Raw genomic sequence first — 17,797 nt, 5'->3', positions numbered from 1 at the left:
TATAACAGTGGTCAATCCGTTAGGAGGCAGCTAGGATCATGGAAAACATATATAGAGATTTTCAATTCCCGCCTTATATTACACTTGCACATCTCTTTCATGCTCCGGCGAATTGGGGTATACTGGATCGGCGATTAAACGAATATGCCTTACAGTATGTCGTGAAGGGATGTGCAGAGTATGAAATAGAAGGGGCAGTTCATCTTACACAAGAAGGAGACATGATTATCCATCGCCCTGCAGAGCTGCATTCGATTCGGATGCTTCCAGGCCAATCTTATGTTTGTATTTCGCTTGTGTTTCATTTCGGTGGTGCCGCCTTCCCCTTGGATCGGTCATTAAACGGAAATCATGCATGCGGTAATTATTTGGGTTCTGCTGTCAATAATTATCTATCCGAGCTTGTTATTCACTACAAGAAGCCTACGATGGAGGCCCGGCTTCGATGCCAGGCGCTTTTTATGCTTATTCTTTCGGAGATTGAGGCGAGCCTGACCTCCAATTCCCAGAACAATCAGCATATGAAGAAGCTGAATCGGATGATTTTGATCAAAAACCATATTGTGGAGCACTACCAGCACAATCTCGATTTCACTCAATTGGAGCAAATTTCCGGGATGAGTAAAAATTATCTAATTTCCGCATTCACCAAAACCTTCCACATTTCACCCGTGCAATACCAGCTGATCGTGCGCATTCAGAAGGCTAAGGAGTTAGCTATCCATTCAGGTCTGTCTGTTGGCGAGATCGCCAATCGGGTCGGCTACAGCGACGTCCATTCATTTGGCAAAATGTTTAAAAAGAAAACCGGATACAGCTTGAGCGAATTTTGCTCCACACTTGTCATACGTCCTTTAGTCTATAATCACCAGCTGCTGCCTCACCGATCAGAGGATGGCTGCTAATCAGGTACAATTACACTCAACAAGGTTCTGGAGGGAAAAGCTATGTTATATACGTTTCGTGAAATTCATCACGCTTTGATGGAGAAGCCCGATTTAACGCTTGGCTCGCCTTATGGTGTTCCTTTCGATTCACATGGGCTTCAGGCTCGACTTCAGGCTTCTCATTTAACAGAGTGGCTAACGACCATACAGCTGGACGCTGAAAGATTCCTCGTTGAACCTATTCAGGAGATCACCTTTACCCGCTTTAAGCAATATGAGGCTACAGGCACGCGCAAGGAATATGAAGCTGATTACTTTGAGAGGCGAGGCCGCTTGTTAAGCTTGGTTATCTCTGAAATCTACGAGCAACAAGGGCGTTACCTATCCGCCATAGAAGATACCATATGGGCTATTTGCAATGAGTATTCCTGGTGCCTGCCGGCCCATATGAGCTTCGCAGCGCATGTTCCGATGGACCAAAGGGTGGATCTATTCGCGGCAGAAACTGCAAATGCACTTGCTGAGACCATGCACTTGCTGGAACCCCAATTAAATCCACTTGTGATACTCAGATTACGCAGCGAAGTAGAGCAAAGAGTGCTGCATCCCTGCTTTGACCTGGCTGTACCTTTTCACTGGGAAACATCGACTAACAACTGGTCGGCTGTCTGCGCAGGAGCTGCCGGAATGGCTGCCCTGCTATTGGTACAGGATAACCATCGATTATCCGGTATAGTCGATAGGGTTATTCGAGCGATGGAGAGCTTCCTGGAAGGCTACGGCGAGGACGGGGGCTGCTCGGAAGGTGTCATGTATTGGCACTATGGATTTGGATATTATACGTATTTTGCTGATATGCTCTCAGCCCTCACTAACGGAAATTTGAATTTATTTGATATTGCTAAGTTAAATGCCATCGCGGCTTTTCCTAATCATGTACGCTTATCTGGCAATCAATACGTGAATTATTCGGACTCTCTAGATGCTTTCGACCTGAATCCAGGCTTGCTTACCCGACTGTCGGAGAGATTCGGATTGAAGTATGCTATGACCTTCCAACTACCGGAATTCCATTCTGACCATTGTTATCGTTGGCCACACGCCATGCGAAATTTGTTATGGAGCCATCCCTCCGCTTTCAGTCCAACCTCAGAACCAACTGGACATTACTTGCCTCAGCTGGGATGGGTGACCCAGCAAGTAGAGCTCGCCGGGTTACCTGCTGCCTTCTCTGCCAAGGGAGGACATAACGGTGAGCCTCATAATCATAACGATCTGGGTCATTTTATTGTGCATCTAAACGGAGAAAGCTTATTAAGTGATTTGGGCGCTGGCCTATACACCAAACAATATTTTGGACCTGAACGGTATTCCTTCTTAAACAATGCTTCTCGTGGACATTCCGTACCGATTATTAATGGTAACCAGCAGTGTGATGGCAAGCAATATGCAACCGATGTGTTAGATTTCACACAACAAAAGTCTGGGTTCACCTACCTGCTGGATATTACTAAAGCTTATGAAGATTCGGAATTAACAAAATTTGAACGACAATGGACTTTGATGAAACACCCTGATTCGATTGAGCTTGTTTTACAGGATACCTTTGAATTTAAATCTCCTGGGGAAGTGACAGAGGTATTTGTAAGTCGTGTGAAGCCACGCCTGTCTGACGGCATGGTTCAATGGACAGGTCATAGCGGGTATGTTTCCATGAAGCAGAATCCTCTCAACTGGGATATTAACATCGAAGTAGAAACATATTTAAATCATCGGGGTGAACCACAAATCGCCTATATCACCTATTTTCGATTGAAAAAGGCCATATCAAAAGAGGTTTTTAAATTTCAATTTTGGCTGCACGCAGTTAAACCCATAAAATCGTAATATTGGACACCTAATGAAAGATATGGACCGAATACGACCTGCGCTTATTCATTTATAATGTAGCTATGTGATAAGCAATACGTAACTACAGGAGGAATGAAGGATGGGTTTAAAAATCGGAATTATTGGTGCTGGCAGCTTTTCAAAATGCTTTATTCCTTTATTTCAGGCACATCCCTATGTGGAAGAGGTGCTTCTCGCTGAACATCAGCCTGATAGGCTTGAGCGATATGGCAAGGTCTTCGGCCTGCAACGCACCTTTTCCAACATGGACGATTTGCTAAAAAGCGATGTAGATGCGGTAGCTGTGTTCACCCAACGTCACCTTCACGGCCCCCAAACCCTGAAGGCACTGCGAGCAGGTAAACATGTATATTCAGCAGTACCTATGGCCGGGACCTTGGATGAGGTTGCAGACATTGTGAATGAGGTCAGCTCTTCCGGGTTGATTTATATGACCGGGGAGACAAGCTACTACTATCCAAGCGCCATTCTATGCCGCAACAAATTTAATGCCGGTGAATTCGGGAAGTTTGTTTATGGTGAAGCGCAATATTTGCATGATATGTCACATGGTTTTTATGATGCCTTTAAACGTTCCGGGGACAAGGAGTGGAAGAAGGTAGCGGGTATTCCTCCCATGTATTATCCTACACATTCAGTCGGCATGATTCTTTCAGTTACAGGTGCAAGGGCAACCAAGATATCCTGCTTGGGCTACGAGGATGACAATGAAGATGGCATTTTCCGAACAGGCGCCAATCTATGGGATAACCGCTTCAGCAACGAATCTGCACTTGTCCGTACATCGGATGGCGGATCGATGCGAATCAATGAATTTCGTCGTGTAGGCTGGAGCGGCTCCAACAGTGTGTATATGAGTATGTTTGGCACGCAAGGCAGTTACGAGGAGCATGCAGGTGGATCGTCCTGGACTACCCTGGACCGGAGTAGTGGTATAACCGATTTAACAGCCGATCTGAAATGTAGCGATGCTTATGTTAACCTCGATCATATGGAATCCGGCTTGCACGAGGCGCTGAAGCATGACTTTAACTCTTCGCTCGCCAAAGTTCATAATAAAGCCCGATTGCCTCTATCCTTCGAAAAAATGCCTAATGGACATTTTGGATCACATCAATTTTTGGTTGATGATTTTGTGAAAGCAATTCATACCCATAAACTGCCTCCCAACCATGTCTGGAATGCAGCCCGTTATCTGGCTCCCGGATTTATCGCTCACGAATCCGCCATTCGTGGTGGAGAGCTTCTTGATATTCCGGATTTTGGTTCACCGCCAACCCAATGGGAATTGTTAGATCCGGATAGCTTCCAGGCTACCTGATTTGCGGTTTTTTACCCAACAATCGAATCCCAAAAGCCTGTGGTACTTGAACCACAGGCTTTTGGGATTCGATTATCCACAGGAACTTTTTTGAACAACCTCTTAAAGCCATTTTTGATATTGCTTGGGGGTTTCTCCATACTTCTCTTTAAAAATACGTATGAAATGGTTTGTCGAGCTGTACCCGAGCTTTCCCGCAATCTCGTTCACAGAAAGCTGTCTGGCCTTCAGCAGCTTCACTGCCTCCGAGAGCCGGCGTTCTGTTAAATACTCTGTGAATTTAATGCCAGTGCTGATCTTAAACAGCTTGCCCAAATAATTGGCGCTAACATTCATATGATCGGCAACCAACTCCAGACTCAGATCATCATACAAACGCTCTTCTATGTAGCTCTTTACTTTAAACTCCAAATGCTGATCAATACTCTGCTTTCTCTCTTCAATCGTGGAGACAGCCATCTGGATGAGCCCGCAAGCCCAGCTGAAAAATTCATCAATTTGGCGAATATCCTTAAATTTCTCGCGAATATCACAACCAAACAGCTGAGTAGAGCTAAAGCCCATAGATTTCACTACTCTCCTTATAGTTGTCACAATATCAGAGAGCAGGTTTTCACAATATTCAATCGAATAATTACCCTCCTTCATTTCCATTGTCACCGACACCAGCAGCTGTTCAGCCTTTCGGCCATCACACGCCCGAATACAGTTCTCAATCTCATCGAGAATGACAATAGAGCTTCCGCTCCGTTTACGCGATTCTATATGCAGGTCAGCATAAGAAATCGTATTGTCATCTGGCTGTAAAAACATGTAACTCTGCGCTTCCACGGCTTCACGGTAAGAGGTCGATACCGGTCGCTGGCCTTTGGGGTGAGCATCACCATAGGAAAGCATATATTCAACTCCATAAACCGATTGAATCTTATCTTCAATTACACTCATAGCCTCATGTTTATATAATTCACTGAAGCATACAATACCCAATATCCGTCTTCCGTAATCTTTAATTGCCCAGATGCGATATTCCTCTTCTTCCTTCAGCTGCAATAAATCTATAAGATGGTAGGAAAGCGCCTGCTCACTCTCGAAGTCCTCTTTCTTGGATATTTGAATAATAAAACAGAAAAAATGATCCCACTCCGGTTGAATATTGAGAATATCCCCCATCTGACCGCGGTTTGGCTGTATGTCGTCATGAAGCAAGCTCATAATCAAATTATGACGGATTATCGGCTTATTGATTTCTATCTTGTGATGCATATCGCTCAATACGCTGCGGATCGGGCGGTGAGCGCGTTTATTAAGATACAAGGTGGTCAAAATACTGACCAGTAAAAAAACAAAACATAAGGAGATAAGCCAGTTTCTCAACTCATTGGCTTTTTGATAAAACAAATCCTTATTTGCCATCGAGACGTAACGCCAGCTGTTATATTCGGAGTGAGCAGAAGACACCATCATGGAATTACCGGCAATTGTTTCGTTGAACATGATATTCGTGTTCGAGGCCAGCACCCTGTTCAGCCATAGGCTCTTGTCATTTCTCAAGTCATCCATCGGATTGTTCTCCTGATTGTGAGCAATTACATTTCCTTGTTCATCCAGTATCATCAGGATACCGTCCGATGAATGCTTTAAGGATTGCAATGACTTTCTAAGAGCACTCTCATAAATATTGATTGCAATAATTGCTTTTTTGTTTTCTTTTGACGCAAAGTAAGGAATACTTCGGACATGTGTGATCACTTTTTCCGAATCGCTACCTTGAATTGGCCTTGGCGGGAGCCAATCAATCTGAGTTTCCGTAGTTTGGAACTGCTCAAGCCATTGTTTTCTTGAACCAATATCACAGGAACTGTCAGTTAAGAAACAAAATTTGTTATCATAAAACAGCACATTATCTAATTTATAATACAAATCAATTGATTTCACAAAGCTTAGGTTTCTTTGTATACTGTCTATTTGAGATATAATATTAAGTACTGAGGATGAGTCGTTACGTATACTGTTTGTCATCGGATAGAGCAGTATAGAATCCTGAGCGCCATCTGCTACACTACGACTCAATGTATTAATACTTTCCTTAATAAATTGCTGGTCGATAGATTGGCGTATCTGTATAACGGTCTGCTCATTGAATTTCTCTAATTCTTCATTGTAAGCCTTAGAGAAATACTGGTAATATATCACGACAGGGATGATCGTTATCATAATGACAATAATGACGTTAGACCAATACAATCTAGAGAAATGTCGGGTTTGTATCCCTTGATTCGATATAACCATAGCTACCCCCTGCTTAAAGCGTATTCATTAAATTATACTATACAACGAAACAGTTACAAAGAGTAATAAAAAGCAGTCAACATAAGCTGACTGCTCTTGCCTGCATGGACTTTTATTTACCCGTCATCTTTTTATAAGCTTCATTAACATCTTTCTCGATGGCATCACCGCCATTAGCTCTAAAGGTTTTTACATAGTCGTCAAAGCTATCAGGACTTGCTTCGCCTAAAATGATTTTCAAGTAAGTTTGAATCGTTAATTTAGTCAGGTTAGTCGCATTTTTGGTATGAGATTCTACTGTAGGTACGATCATAGGAACATAACCTTTAGGTTTCACTTTATCACCAAAGTCGTACAAGAAGGCATCCATTTTTTTATCGAATTCGGGAACCTGAATCATATGAAATGCAGCTACTCCCTTTTTCTGAAACTCGGCAGGAGGGGTAGAAGCAATCAAATTAATGAATTTGCCGTTCTCTTCTTTCCAATCCTCGCCTTTCCAGCCACGGAATGTCGTTTTGTAATATTCCATGTCCGATGCACTGGATTCAATCATCTTAAGTATCGTTTCAACTTTACGCGGATCCTTGGCCGCTTTCGTAGTAATACCAATCGGTGTGGAGTTGACTCCCCATTGAGGCGTACCGGACTTGCCAGTAGGTCCCACAGGAGCCTTGCCAAATACTACATCTGCGTTGGGCTGAGCCTTCTTCAAATTAACGAATTGACCTCCACCCTTATCATCCGGGTTGGTAGTATCGATTACATTTCTCCAGTGATAGAACATACCTTTACCCGTTAAACCAATCCGATTGTTGAAAAATGCATGAGAATCAAACCCATAGCCGCCTGTGTTCTCGGAGGTGATAAACTCAGGATCGATTAACTCCGCTTTATACCACTTGGCTAATAGCGTCAACGCTTCCTTCATCTCTGGCTGAATAGCAGCAAATGTAATTTTACCGTCCTTTTGGATATACTGTATATCTTCCCTGTTCTGAACAGCAGCAGCCTTTACATCTGCAATACCGGGATGTCCGAACGCTCCCAGTACAGCAGGTATCGCAAAATCAGATAAACCATACGTATCTTTCTTGCCATTACCGTCCGGATCGTTATTACGTATTTTCGTTAACGCATCTTCAAATTCTGCAAGAGTCTCCGGTGTTTTAGTAATGCCCAGCTTATCCAACCAATCCTTGCGCCATACGACAACAGTTGGATATTCTCCGTTAAGGTTAAGGTTCGGCAGCGCATAGATTTTACCATCAGATTTAACGACATTCCAAAGGTCATATTTATCAATGGTTTTGGCGTAGTTCGGAGCCAACTTACGGATCTGATCATCAGATATAGGGGCCAATACGCCATTTGCCACATAAGATGGAATTTGGCTTACACCAGGCTTAACCAACATAACATCAGGCATTTCACCCGCTGCCAGCTTTATATTCAGAGAGTCATTCCACTTTTGGCTGTCCAGATACCAGAATTTAAAGTTGACATTAAATTTCTCCGACACCATCTTTACAATTTTGTTGTCCGTAGTTGGCTCTGAAAATGAGTTATAAGCCAGCCAATCCAAGGTAACCGGCTCTTTGGATGCAGCGCTATCAGGTGTCTTGGCAGTATCCACTGGTGCGGCCTCCTCCTTCGCACACCCGGCAACAAGTCCAGCCAGAATAGCGCTTGCAAGTACTGTCGAAACTCCCTTGATCATCTTCTTATTCATATAAACCCTCCTGTGTATAATTTCAAACCAATGTTAAGCCTGCACATGGCAGGAAATAACCAAATCGAAACTGCTCAACCTTTAATAGAGCCAATCAAGGTGCCTTTAACAAAATATTTTTGTAGAAACGGATACACACACAAAATAGGAATTATGGAAACGACCAATGTAGCCATCTTCATGGTTTGCGTATTGACCGCCACCGGCGAGGTCTCCGTTCCAGAGGCGCTGAGCTCTCCGTCCAAAATAATTTTACGCAATATAAGCTGAAGCACCTGCTTACTTTCTGTCTGGATATACAGCATGCTATCAAACCAGGCGTTCCAATGGTGAACAGCCGTATATAACGATACCGTTGCCAGAACCGGCATGGAAAGTGGAAGAATAATTTTTCGGAGAATGTAGATATCATTGGCTCCATCCATTTTTGCTGATTCCTCCAACGCCTCTGGAATCTCATGTACAAAATTTCGAACGATCAGCAGCAAAAAGGTACTAACCGCTCCTGGTAAAATCAGTGCCCACATGCTATTCATTAAGCCTATACTCTTTATTAAAATGTAAGCGGGGATCAGCCCCCCGGAGAAAAACATGGTCAGAACAACGAACCCGGTCCAAAAGGTCCGATGAGGCAGCGACTTTTTCGAAAGCGGATAAGCACCAAGAAAGGTCAAGACCACTGTTATCGCTGTGGCCAACACGGTCCGGATAATGGTATTGCCATAGGCGGTCCATATCAGCTGATTTTTCATCACTTGCTGGTAGCCCGAGAAATCAAATTGGGTGGGTATGAAGTGAAAACCGTAGCTGTTCACAACCTGGGCAGGACTCATGGAAAGAGTAATAACTTGCATAAAAGGCAAAATGGTAACGACAGATAATAAACTCAATGCCATATAGACAAAAATCATGAACAACGTGTCCGACAAGCGATATGATTTGCGCAGCATGCTGAAGCTCCTTTCTTTACTAATAGTCTAAAAAATGGTCTCGTCGCTGAAACGCTTAGCCAGCGTATTGGTAACTAATACTACGGCCAAGGCTACGACATTTTTGAACAAGCCCACAGCTGCGGCATAACTATAATTCATCTTGGAGATTCCCTCATTATAGGTATAAGTTCCAATAACGTCTCCAACACTGGTTACCTTGGCATTAAGCAAATTGTAAACCTGATCAAAATCGTCGCTAATAATTTGCCCTGAGGTAAGAATCAGTAAAATCACGATAACGGGTATTATGGAAGGCAAGGTGATGAACCAAATTTTCTGAATGCGATTAATACCGTCTACTTCAGCCGCCTCATACATCTCCGGATTTATCCCTGCCATTGCAGCCAAATAAATAATGGCATTGAAGCCTACCGTTTTCCATATTTCTGAGCCGACCAATATCGAGCGGAACCAATCCACGCTGGCAATAAAGAATACGGACTTGAAGTCAAGCATTGTCAAAATGATGTTGATCGGACCTCGGCTTGGAGACAGGAACTCAATAATAATCCCTGACAGAATAACCCAAGACAAAAAGTAAGGCAAATAGCTGACAGTTTGAACCACCTTCTTGAAGGCTGCCTGCTTGACCTCATTGATCATGAGAGCCAGCAGAATTGGTGCGGGAAAACCAAATAAAAGCTTGTAAAAATTAATAATTAATGTGTTTTTCAGCACTGGCAAAAAATACATTCCAGCAAACAATTCCTTGAAGTTATCCAATCCCACCCACTTGCTACCTGAAATTCCCTTTAGTATTTTGAAATCCTGAAACGCAATTACTACTCCGTAAATCGGGGCATAATGGAAAATAATGTAGTAAATAAGCACCGGTATAAGCATAATGAAGAAATATTTGTGCGTCATGTACCTTTTGATCACTTGGCTTAGTTGTGATGGTGCACGTGCTTTCCCTATTCTCTTGGAATCCGTTGTTGAATATTGCATCTCAGTCTCTCCATCCTTTATTTATGTGTTAGCGTTTTCATGCTTTCACTATACATTTCAGAAGGAACGAACAGCAATATTAAATTTCAATTTTAATACCGATATTCTTGTTTTTCGTGCATTTTTTCAAAAATGGCGATAATCAACAAAATTGCGAAAACCACGATTTGTTATCAAAATCCTTAGTATACAGGCGTTTTAGAATCTCCATTCTAGATAGTTCATACCCAAGGCCAATGCTGATCCATGAATACTACCCTGCATGCAAAAAGCTTCATTCCCGCTAGTAATTCAACAAGAGGGAATGAAGCTTTTTAAATGATAATGAAAGCAGTCTGACCCAGGCCGTTACTCTGCACCCATATTTTTAAACTTTCTTACCTGCTCGGTAATTGCGATTTCGGTTGGCAGTCTCTCGATACTGGAGGCTCCAAAGAACCCGGCAATGCCTTCGGTCTTGCCCAGTACATATTCCAAATCCTCAGGCTCCGAAATCGGCCCCCCATGACAAATAACAATAATGTCTGGATTGATGCTTTTCCCTGCATCGTAAATGCGTTGTACAAGATCAGCTGATTCGTCGAGAGTCAATGCTGTTTTGGCGCCTATACTGCCTTTTGTAGTCAGACCGACATGTGCAACCAATACATCTGCACCAGCTTTGGCCATTGCTATGGCATCCTCTTCATTAAATACATAAGGCGTCGTTAATAAATCAAGCTCATGGGCCTTGCGAATCATGTCTACTTCCAAAGCATAACCCATTCCCGTTTCTTCAAGATTCTGTCTAAATGTGCCATCGATTAGACCAACTGTCGGGAAATTCTGCACACCGGAAAATCCCATCTCTTGGAGCTGTTTCAAATAAACATCCATCAATCGGAATGGATCGGTACCGCATACCCCAGCAAGCACAGGTGTATCGTGCACAATAGGCAGTACCTCGCCACCCATATCCACTACAATTTGATTAGCATCGCCATAGGGCATCAACCCAGCTAACGAGCCCCTGCCCGCCATTCGATAACGCCCTGAATTATAGATGATGATCAGATCTACACCTCCTGCTTCAGCACATTTAGCCGACAATCCCGTGCCTGCTCCTGCTCCTACAATGAACCGGCCTTGCTCTACTTGCGAACGCAGCCGTTTAAGAATTTCCTGTCTGGATATCGCCATGCTTCAATTCTCCCTTTGTTTGGTTTGATATGTCTTCCAACATACGTATTAAATGCTCTGCTATCGCCTCGGCCACGGAAGGGTCGTTGATATCCGGCTCCAGCTCTATAAACGTGATATCAGCTCTAAGATGCTGTTTAATTCCGTCAAATAAAGCTTGTCGTTCTTCTTTTCCGTCGAACGGCTTTGTATCCATGTCCAGTAAGGAAACGCCAGCCTTAGGTAAAATGACCAGGGTTGGAGCTGTGCTCTTGTTAAGCTTAGACGCTAATATACGGCCCAACTCCCGATTCTCAGCAACGGTCGTTCGCATTAAGGTGGTAGTCGGGTTATGCTGGTAAAAGACACGGTCTTTAAATTGCGACGGAACACTTTCACGCGGTCCGAAATTGACCATATCCAGCGCTCCAACTGAAACGACCTGAGGAATTCCCGCTGTTCCGGCAGCCTCTAAACGGTTCGCTCCGGCACTGAATATGCCGCCTACCAGCTCATCGGCAAGCTCCGTTGTTGTAATATCGGCAACTCCCGTTATATAACCGGCTTTAATCAGCTCCTCCATTGCCAACCCGCCGGTACCTGTTGCATGAAATACGAGTATATCGTACCCTTTCTGCTCTAACAATTCCCTGACCCGGGTCGCACACGGTGTAGTCACGCCAAACATTGTAATGCCCAGGGTAATTTTATCGTCCCCGTTTCCAAGATCAGCTTCCTGCTCCTGCTGAAGAATCATACCAGCTAAGGCATAAGCTGCATTGCTCAATATACGTCGAGATAATTTATTGATGCCCGCGATATCAACAACGGAATACATCATCGTAATATCTTTAACTCCGACATAAGGCCGAGTATTTCCTGAAGCAACCGTAGATACCAATAGTTTTGGAACTCCTATCGGCAGGGCTTGCATGGCATATGCGGCAACCGTCGTTCCAGCCGTTCCTCCCATGCCGTACACACCTCCTACGATTCCAGTGCTCTCCAGCTCCTTAATGATTGCAGCAGCACCGTTCCCCATTACAGTAACAGCTGTTCCGCGGTCGTTCTGTATGCGCAGCTGCTCTATAGTCGCTCCTCCTGCCTGGGCAACCTGATCGGCTGAAATGTCAGGTTGCAACATCGGATCACCTAATACGCCAGTATCCACAATGAAGGTTTCCACTCCACATTTTTGCAGGGTTTCTTTTATGAATTGAAATTCATAACCTTTTGTATCGAGAGCACCAATCAACACAGCTTTCTTTGGCATACATTTCAGCTCCTTATTCCATTTACTCGCCAATCGTTTGACGATCTGGTGCAGAGTAGGCAATAATCATCCGGCATGCTTCCCAGCTTGTGGTTGTCGCATTATGAGGTACATTACGCGGAATACGCAGCATCATACCCGGCTCCAGATGGAACGTTTCATCTCCCAGCGTGTGATCGCATTCACCTGATAATACAAAGATTACCTCTTCACAATTCGGATGAATATGTCTTGGATTTGATGTTCCGGCATTAATGTATACCATGCCAAAGGTCATTTCCGATTCCGGGTCAATCTCCTGACCGCATAACCATTGAATTTTACCCCAATCCATATCCAATACACGTCCTGAATTCTGTTCTCTTAAATCAACTATTGTAGCCATTACTAAACACTCCAATCGGTTTGTAGTTTTTTGGATAATACATAACTATTGCTGAGCACCAAGAAGTGCTTGTACATAGCACAGATCCCTTTTTGTGAGATTGTCGTAAACATAGCCCTCCTTTAATTTTCCATGACTTGGATTCAGGCAAATAACAGGACTGATTTGATCACGTACGACTTGAGTGACCAGCTCTTCTACTGGCCAGGAGGCATCCTCCAGCGAGGATTTCCATACTAATGAACTACCCTCCTCACCCTGCTGACCACCTTTCAAATGCACAAATCCAATAATCGGTTTTAATGCTTCATATACCGTCAAGCTTGGATACGTTCCCATTTGCCACAAATTTTGCACATCGTAAGTAAAGTGGACCTTATTCGGCCTATTCAATTCATGAAAAAAACTTATGATTTCACTAGGAGTGGCCCATATGCAATCATGACATTCGTTCTCAATCGTTACATGGTATCCAGCCTCATGGATTCGGTCGACTGCCTCCTGATAAAGCGGAATTAGCCATGGTGCGAACTCATGAATGTAATCCATGCTAAACGAGTACGTATTTCTATGCTTGTATTGGGCCGCAAGCAAGCGAATCATCGTTGGTTTCAATGTATCGGCTGCTTGCAGGAGTCGGGTAATCCTGTTGAAATGATGGGTTCGGAAATGCTCCTCACCTTTCTCGATATCATCATAGAACAGCTCCGAGGAAAAAGAATACACTTGCAAATTCCTTTCCTTCAGCACAACCGCAGCAGCCTCGGCTTCATCTGCATTCAGGTCGGATATCGACTTTCCGTAGATGTGATCCTTTAAATCGATAACCTCCAGTCCCCAGAGGGCAAACTGGTCCATCGCCTGTATGAAATCAGGGCCTGCCATGGTGTTCAGCATCGTTAATCTGGTTTGTACCGCCATTCATCCAGCCTCCTTCCTATACATAGATTGTTTTACCATCCGACAGCAGCGCTGCCTCATAAACCTTCATGATCTCTAATGCGAATTCCAGCGTCCCCTTCTTAGGGACTTGTTTGTTGAGCACACATTCACAGAAATAGATCAGCTCATGATAAAACCCTTGGGTAAAAATGGATTTGTTCTCCAATGTAGCCAAACAATTCTGTGGCTCCCACACTCTGGCTCCCGACTCAAAGCCTGGTGGGATATAGTCCGTTGTTACCCCATACTTGAAATCGGGATGGCCGCTTTGCAGGGTTACCTTCATACTATTGTCAATATGCATATGCCATTTATCTGCAAAAAGACTATAGGATTCAATTGGCTGCGGCCCCCTGGCAAGGTGGAAGTTACCAGCAACTCCATTCGTAAAATCAAGCAGGAGCGAGCCGTTCCCACTCTTCTGCTTATGGGTCGTAACGGCCTCTACCTTACCACCGACAGCCATCATGAACGCAAGCGGGTGGCAGCCGTTGCCCAGCCAATTATGGAATTTCCCGCTCTCCAAAATTTCCTTGCCATTCTCCGGAAGTGTCATAGCATACACGGCAAGAATCGAGTTCAAACCACCATATTCCGGAGCATGTACAACCTCCAAAGCTTTTTCTGCTGCAGGCATAAAAGCTTTTTTTAACCCCACAACTGCGATATTCTCGCCTCTGTGTGCAATCATCTGCTCAACCTCTGCAGCCCGCATGGCAACAGGTTTCTCCATCCATACGTTTACACCCGCCTCAAAGGCTTCTATAGCCAGCTTCGGGTGAGCTTGAGGGGATACTGCCAGAAACACAGCATCCAGCTGCTCCTTATGATACATGTCCTTCGCATCCGTATAATAGGAGCAATTCCCATACTGCAAAGCCGTAGCTTTCACCAAAGCTTCATCACGATCACATAAGGCCTTGATGGTAACAGGCAAATAATTCATCGCCGGCAGTATATTCCGGTAGCAGTGCGAGCCCACACCGACTATGGCAACGTTCAGCTTGCGCTTAAAGTCCCTTTGATAGGTCATTCTGGCATCTCCTTTCTTCCGTCTTTCAAGTGTGAGGCTAAAAACTGCTGCACATCTACGATTTTTCCGGTCAAACCGCTTTCGATTGCCGCATATTGCAGAGCTGTGCATTGTAGATTGTCATCCAGACTATTCGGAGGCATCTCCCCGCCACCCAACCAATCAATAAATAATTCCATTAACCATGGATGCGTCCATGACTCTTGCTGTATTAACGGGATTTGAGAGAGCGCCGGATGAGGGAACCCAAGATGACTTCGTACATTGATCTCTCTATGATCCAGCTCCAAGGTAGCCAGCTCACACTCGACGCGAAAATAATCATTCTCCCAACCATTAAGCTTGGTAGCATTGGACTTCGAGCCTTCAAAGAACGCCCGAATGCCATTCTCCATTTCCAAGGAAACCAGCGCAGTGCTATGTTCCGTAAAAGGAGCCCATTCCGGATTCCAGGATTGTGTATATACAGTCTTGGCATTGGACCCGGACAAAGAGCGAATAATATCAAATTGATGGACAGCAGATGAAATCAGGTAATGATGATGGGCATATTCCTTGAGATTATTAACTGCAGAGCGATTGTTACTTGTAAATCTTCCAATGATATAATGCGGTTTTCCATACAAATTGGAATGAATTAATTGCTGCAAGGTTTGTTTATCCTGATCAAAACGGTGGCTGATTGTAATCGCCATTTTTTTTCCTGACTGCTTGACCTTGCGGTAAACTCTGCAGCTCGCTTCCATGGAATCGGAAATAGGCTTTTCCATCAAAATATGACAATTGAATTCCAAGGCAAGTTCAACCGCATATTCATGCAGATGAGCTGGTAAAGCAATTACGACAAAATCACATGGATGCTCCTGCAATGCTGTGCGAATATCGGTATAACATAATGCCGGATCCAGTGCCAAGGAGGAAATAATGTTGGCATGGGCATTTGGATTCACATCGACGGCAGCAACCAGCTCGGCCAACCCTCGCTCCTTTACAATATAAGGGAGTACCTTGCTGCACCAGTAACCACCGAACCCTCCGGTTCCAATTTGTATAAATGTGGGCTTCTTGTTCGTTACCATAATTCGCCTCCGATATAGATTACTGTGTAACGATAGCTGTTTACCTTGTTTATTCAACTTGGTTTCATCATATTACACTTGTTTTCTGAATTCTGCAATGACTTTTTACTCTTTGGCCTGGAGTAAGACCTCACACCAAGAATTTGGCATGAGGTCTCCTGCTTATGCTATTTTCTTTTATTGTATCTATCCAGGGCGGCCTGCTGAATTTTGATCGCTTCCTCAATATTCATTTGCTTCAATCTTTGTTGATAAGCGTCAAAATTGGAAAGTGGTTCTTTACCATAAACAAATTTAAGAAACATCTCGCTGTTGTATGTGTTGATATCAGCCATAATCGAGGCGAGCTTTTGGCTTTCCTCCACAGTCGGTGTCAACGAATTAGGCAGGTTTAAGCTGGAATCTGCGCTCGCCCATACTTTATTGGCTTCGAGCTGTTCTGGATAAGTCGCCACTTGCTCGGCTAATCGTGAGTCTTCCACCCAGAATCTGCCTGTTGCATTACCCAGTGAATACTGTCCAAGAGCATTAACGACTGACAATTTTGGATCCTTCATTACAGCATCGGATAGTTTGGGGGCTCCATTCACCATATTATAGGATTTTCCTTCGATCCCAAAGTTCATTAAGTTATGGCCCCATTCGGAGTAAGCGACATCCATCCACTGCACAGCCTCTGCCGCTTTTTTACTGCTTCCGCTAATCATCACCACCTCATTGCCTTGCGGAGCGGATAAGGTATTGCTATTTAAGTTATAGAACTTGCCGTCTTTTGCCTGTGGATTCGGTGCTCCGACCAGCTTAAAGCCTGGCTCGTCTTTCATTAAATCAAGCAGACGGCCCATCCCCCCATTTAGCTGAGCATTGAATGAACCCGCGATGTTACCTGTAATCTTGGAATCGAGCTTTTTTGTATCATTGGTGGCGAATTCCGGGTCGAGCAGACCCTCATCGTACCATTTCTTCATAGTTGTCAAATATTCTTTATACTCGGGCTGCAATTGACCGAATTTTACTTTCCCGTTCACTTGGTAAAAATCATATTTGATTGCCCAAGCCGACATAAATTCACGCCATGTTACGGAAGCGGCGGTCGCTGAAAACGGAGTGGACTGCGGGTCCTTTTCTTTAAAGGTCTTGAGTACCTTATACCATTCATCCATTGTATTTGGGACTTGTAGACCATATTTATCGAGCCAATCCTTACGAATCTGGAAACCGTTCGTGAATCTGTTGATTTTCTCTACTTTAAATGTAGGAAAAGCATAGATCGTACCATCATCCAACACCATATCCTTGATAAAATCAGGATGGTCATTCAGATATTTTTTGAAATTAGGGGCATGCTTGTCTATTAATTCATTCAGACGAATAATGACGCCGTCATTTAACGCCTTCTGCGCTCCGCCATTATAGTAGGTGGCTTGCACAGCCAGCAAATCAGCCAGATCATTGGAGCTTACCATTAAGTTGAATTGTTCTTTTTCGCTGCCCAGCGGAGGATGAAGAAACTTGATCTTGACGTTGGTTTCCTTCTCCAACAAACTGAATGCTTCAATCTCCGAATAGTTTTTCTTTGTAGCCGAAATCTTAGGATCAAGCATTACAAAGTAAGTCAACTCCACCGGCTTTTCAAATAACGGAAGCTTGGGCTTTGCCGAAGCTACTGCCGCAGGAGACTCTGCTGCCTTCGGTTTATTTGCATCCGCTTGATTGGACGACCCGCCCGTTGAGCATGCGGCTGAGACGAGGGACACCGCCAATAGGGTACTTACAGCTGCTGCTTGTTTACCTGGTTTTAACATGTTATGACCTCCTTAGAGTTTGTGAAGCAAACTTACTTCGTA

Annotated in this window: 14 protein-coding genes; 3 read left to right on the top strand and 11 right to left on the bottom strand. The window is 44.0% G+C overall.

Annotated elements, in window-relative coordinates:
• Positions 1-38: 38 nt before the first annotated feature.
• The 3 genes from NST47_RS19355 (at position 39) to NST47_RS19345 (ending at position 4,119) form a co-directional block, all read left to right on the top strand.
• Positions 39-905, top strand: a complete 867-nt coding sequence (locus NST47_RS19355) for an AraC family transcriptional regulator (RefSeq protein WP_341156574.1) — start codon at positions 39-41, stop codon at positions 903-905.
• A gap of 42 nt (positions 906-947) precedes the next feature.
• Positions 948-2,774, top strand: coding sequence for a heparinase II/III domain-containing protein (locus tag NST47_RS19350; protein WP_341156573.1), 1,827 nt, complete (start codon positions 948-950; stop codon positions 2,772-2,774).
• Positions 2,775-2,877: 103 nt separating this feature from the next.
• A complete protein-coding gene (locus tag NST47_RS19345) occupies positions 2,878-4,119 on the top strand; it encodes a Gfo/Idh/MocA family protein (RefSeq protein WP_341156572.1) in 1,242 nt (413 codons plus the stop codon).
• 102 nt (positions 4,120-4,221) lie between these two features.
• Here the strand turns inward: NST47_RS19345 and NST47_RS19340 are convergent, their stop codons facing one another.
• The 11 genes from NST47_RS19340 to NST47_RS19290 form a co-directional block, all read right to left on the bottom strand.
• Positions 4,222-6,408, bottom strand: coding sequence for an AraC family transcriptional regulator (locus tag NST47_RS19340; RefSeq protein ID WP_341156571.1), 2,187 nt, complete (start codon positions 6,406-6,408; stop codon positions 4,222-4,224).
• 112 nt (positions 6,409-6,520) lie between these two features.
• Complete coding sequence (locus tag NST47_RS19335; RefSeq protein WP_341156570.1) at positions 6,521-8,140, bottom strand: extracellular solute-binding protein; 1,620 nt, start codon at positions 8,138-8,140, stop codon at positions 6,521-6,523.
• Between the two features lie 74 nt (positions 8,141-8,214).
• On the bottom strand, positions 8,215-9,090 hold the full coding sequence (locus tag NST47_RS19330) for a carbohydrate ABC transporter permease (protein WP_341156569.1): 876 nt from the start codon (positions 9,088-9,090) through the stop codon (positions 8,215-8,217).
• A gap of 27 nt (positions 9,091-9,117) precedes the next feature.
• Positions 9,118-10,080 carry an ABC transporter permease gene (locus NST47_RS19325; protein ID WP_341156568.1) on the bottom strand — a complete coding sequence of 321 codons (963 nt, stop codon included), beginning with the start codon at positions 10,078-10,080 and terminating at the stop codon, positions 9,118-9,120.
• A 348-nt stretch (positions 10,081-10,428) separates the two neighbouring features.
• Positions 10,429-11,259 (bottom strand): phosphoenolpyruvate hydrolase family protein, encoded by an 831-nt coding sequence (locus NST47_RS19320; RefSeq protein ID WP_341156567.1) that lies wholly within the window; start codon positions 11,257-11,259, stop codon positions 10,429-10,431.
• Positions 11,231-12,511: a Tm-1-like ATP-binding domain-containing protein gene (locus NST47_RS19315; RefSeq protein ID WP_341156566.1), complete on the bottom strand. Its 1,281-nt coding sequence runs from the start codon at positions 12,509-12,511 to the stop codon at positions 11,231-11,233. Before NST47_RS19315 ends, NST47_RS19320 begins: the two co-directional genes overlap by 29 nt.
• Before the next feature lie 22 nt (positions 12,512-12,533).
• Positions 12,534-12,896 (bottom strand): cupin domain-containing protein, encoded by a 363-nt coding sequence (locus NST47_RS19310; RefSeq protein WP_341156565.1) that lies wholly within the window; start codon positions 12,894-12,896, stop codon positions 12,534-12,536.
• A 45-nt stretch (positions 12,897-12,941) separates the two neighbouring features.
• Positions 12,942-13,817, bottom strand: a complete 876-nt coding sequence (locus NST47_RS19305; RefSeq protein ID WP_341156564.1) for a sugar phosphate isomerase/epimerase family protein — start codon at positions 13,815-13,817, stop codon at positions 12,942-12,944.
• 16 nt (positions 13,818-13,833) lie between these two features.
• Positions 13,834-14,871: a Gfo/Idh/MocA family protein gene (locus tag NST47_RS19300; protein WP_341156563.1), complete on the bottom strand. Its 1,038-nt coding sequence runs from the start codon at positions 14,869-14,871 to the stop codon at positions 13,834-13,836.
• On the bottom strand, positions 14,868-15,950 hold the full coding sequence (locus tag NST47_RS19295) for a Gfo/Idh/MocA family protein (RefSeq protein WP_341156562.1): 1,083 nt from the start codon (positions 15,948-15,950) through the stop codon (positions 14,868-14,870). The genes NST47_RS19300 and NST47_RS19295 overlap by 4 nt, the downstream gene beginning before the upstream one ends.
• A 167-nt stretch (positions 15,951-16,117) precedes the next feature.
• Positions 16,118-17,755, bottom strand: coding sequence for an ABC transporter substrate-binding protein (locus NST47_RS19290; RefSeq protein ID WP_341156561.1), 1,638 nt, complete (start codon positions 17,753-17,755; stop codon positions 16,118-16,120).
• Positions 17,756-17,797 lie beyond the last annotated feature (42 nt).

This window comes from Paenibacillus sp. FSL H8-0034 (genome assembly GCF_038000305.1).
In the GTDB taxonomy this organism is placed as follows: domain Bacteria; phylum Bacillota; class Bacilli; order Paenibacillales; family NBRC-103111; genus Paenibacillus_S.
This window is presented reverse-complemented; position numbering and strand designations above follow the sequence as displayed.

Coding starts and splice junctions, on each gene's coding strand:
- NST47_RS19355 (WP_341156574.1), top strand. CDS start 39: ATGGAAAACATATATAGAGATTTTCAATTCCCGCCTTATATTACACTT.
- NST47_RS19350 (WP_341156573.1), top strand. CDS start 948: ATGTTATATACGTTTCGTGAAATTCATCACGCTTTGATGGAGAAGCCC.
- NST47_RS19345 (WP_341156572.1), top strand. CDS start 2,878: ATGGGTTTAAAAATCGGAATTATTGGTGCTGGCAGCTTTTCAAAATGC.
- NST47_RS19340 (WP_341156571.1), bottom strand. CDS start 6,408: ATGGTTATATCGAATCAAGGGATACAAACCCGACATTTCTCTAGATTG.
- NST47_RS19335 (WP_341156570.1), bottom strand. CDS start 8,140: ATGAATAAGAAGATGATCAAGGGAGTTTCGACAGTACTTGCAAGCGCT.
- NST47_RS19330 (WP_341156569.1), bottom strand. CDS start 9,090: ATGCTGCGCAAATCATATCGCTTGTCGGACACGTTGTTCATGATTTTT.
- NST47_RS19325 (WP_341156568.1), bottom strand. CDS start 10,080: ATGCAATATTCAACAACGGATTCCAAGAGAATAGGGAAAGCACGTGCA.
- NST47_RS19320 (WP_341156567.1), bottom strand. CDS start 11,259: ATGGCGATATCCAGACAGGAAATTCTTAAACGGCTGCGTTCGCAAGTA.
- NST47_RS19315 (WP_341156566.1), bottom strand. CDS start 12,511: ATGCCAAAGAAAGCTGTGTTGATTGGTGCTCTCGATACAAAAGGTTAT.
- NST47_RS19310 (WP_341156565.1), bottom strand. CDS start 12,896: ATGGCTACAATAGTTGATTTAAGAGAACAGAATTCAGGACGTGTATTG.
- NST47_RS19305 (WP_341156564.1), bottom strand. CDS start 13,817: ATGGCGGTACAAACCAGATTAACGATGCTGAACACCATGGCAGGCCCT.
- NST47_RS19300 (WP_341156563.1), bottom strand. CDS start 14,871: ATGACCTATCAAAGGGACTTTAAGCGCAAGCTGAACGTTGCCATAGTC.
- NST47_RS19295 (WP_341156562.1), bottom strand. CDS start 15,950: ATGGTAACGAACAAGAAGCCCACATTTATACAAATTGGAACCGGAGGG.
- NST47_RS19290 (WP_341156561.1), bottom strand. CDS start 17,755: ATGTTAAAACCAGGTAAACAAGCAGCAGCTGTAAGTACCCTATTGGCG.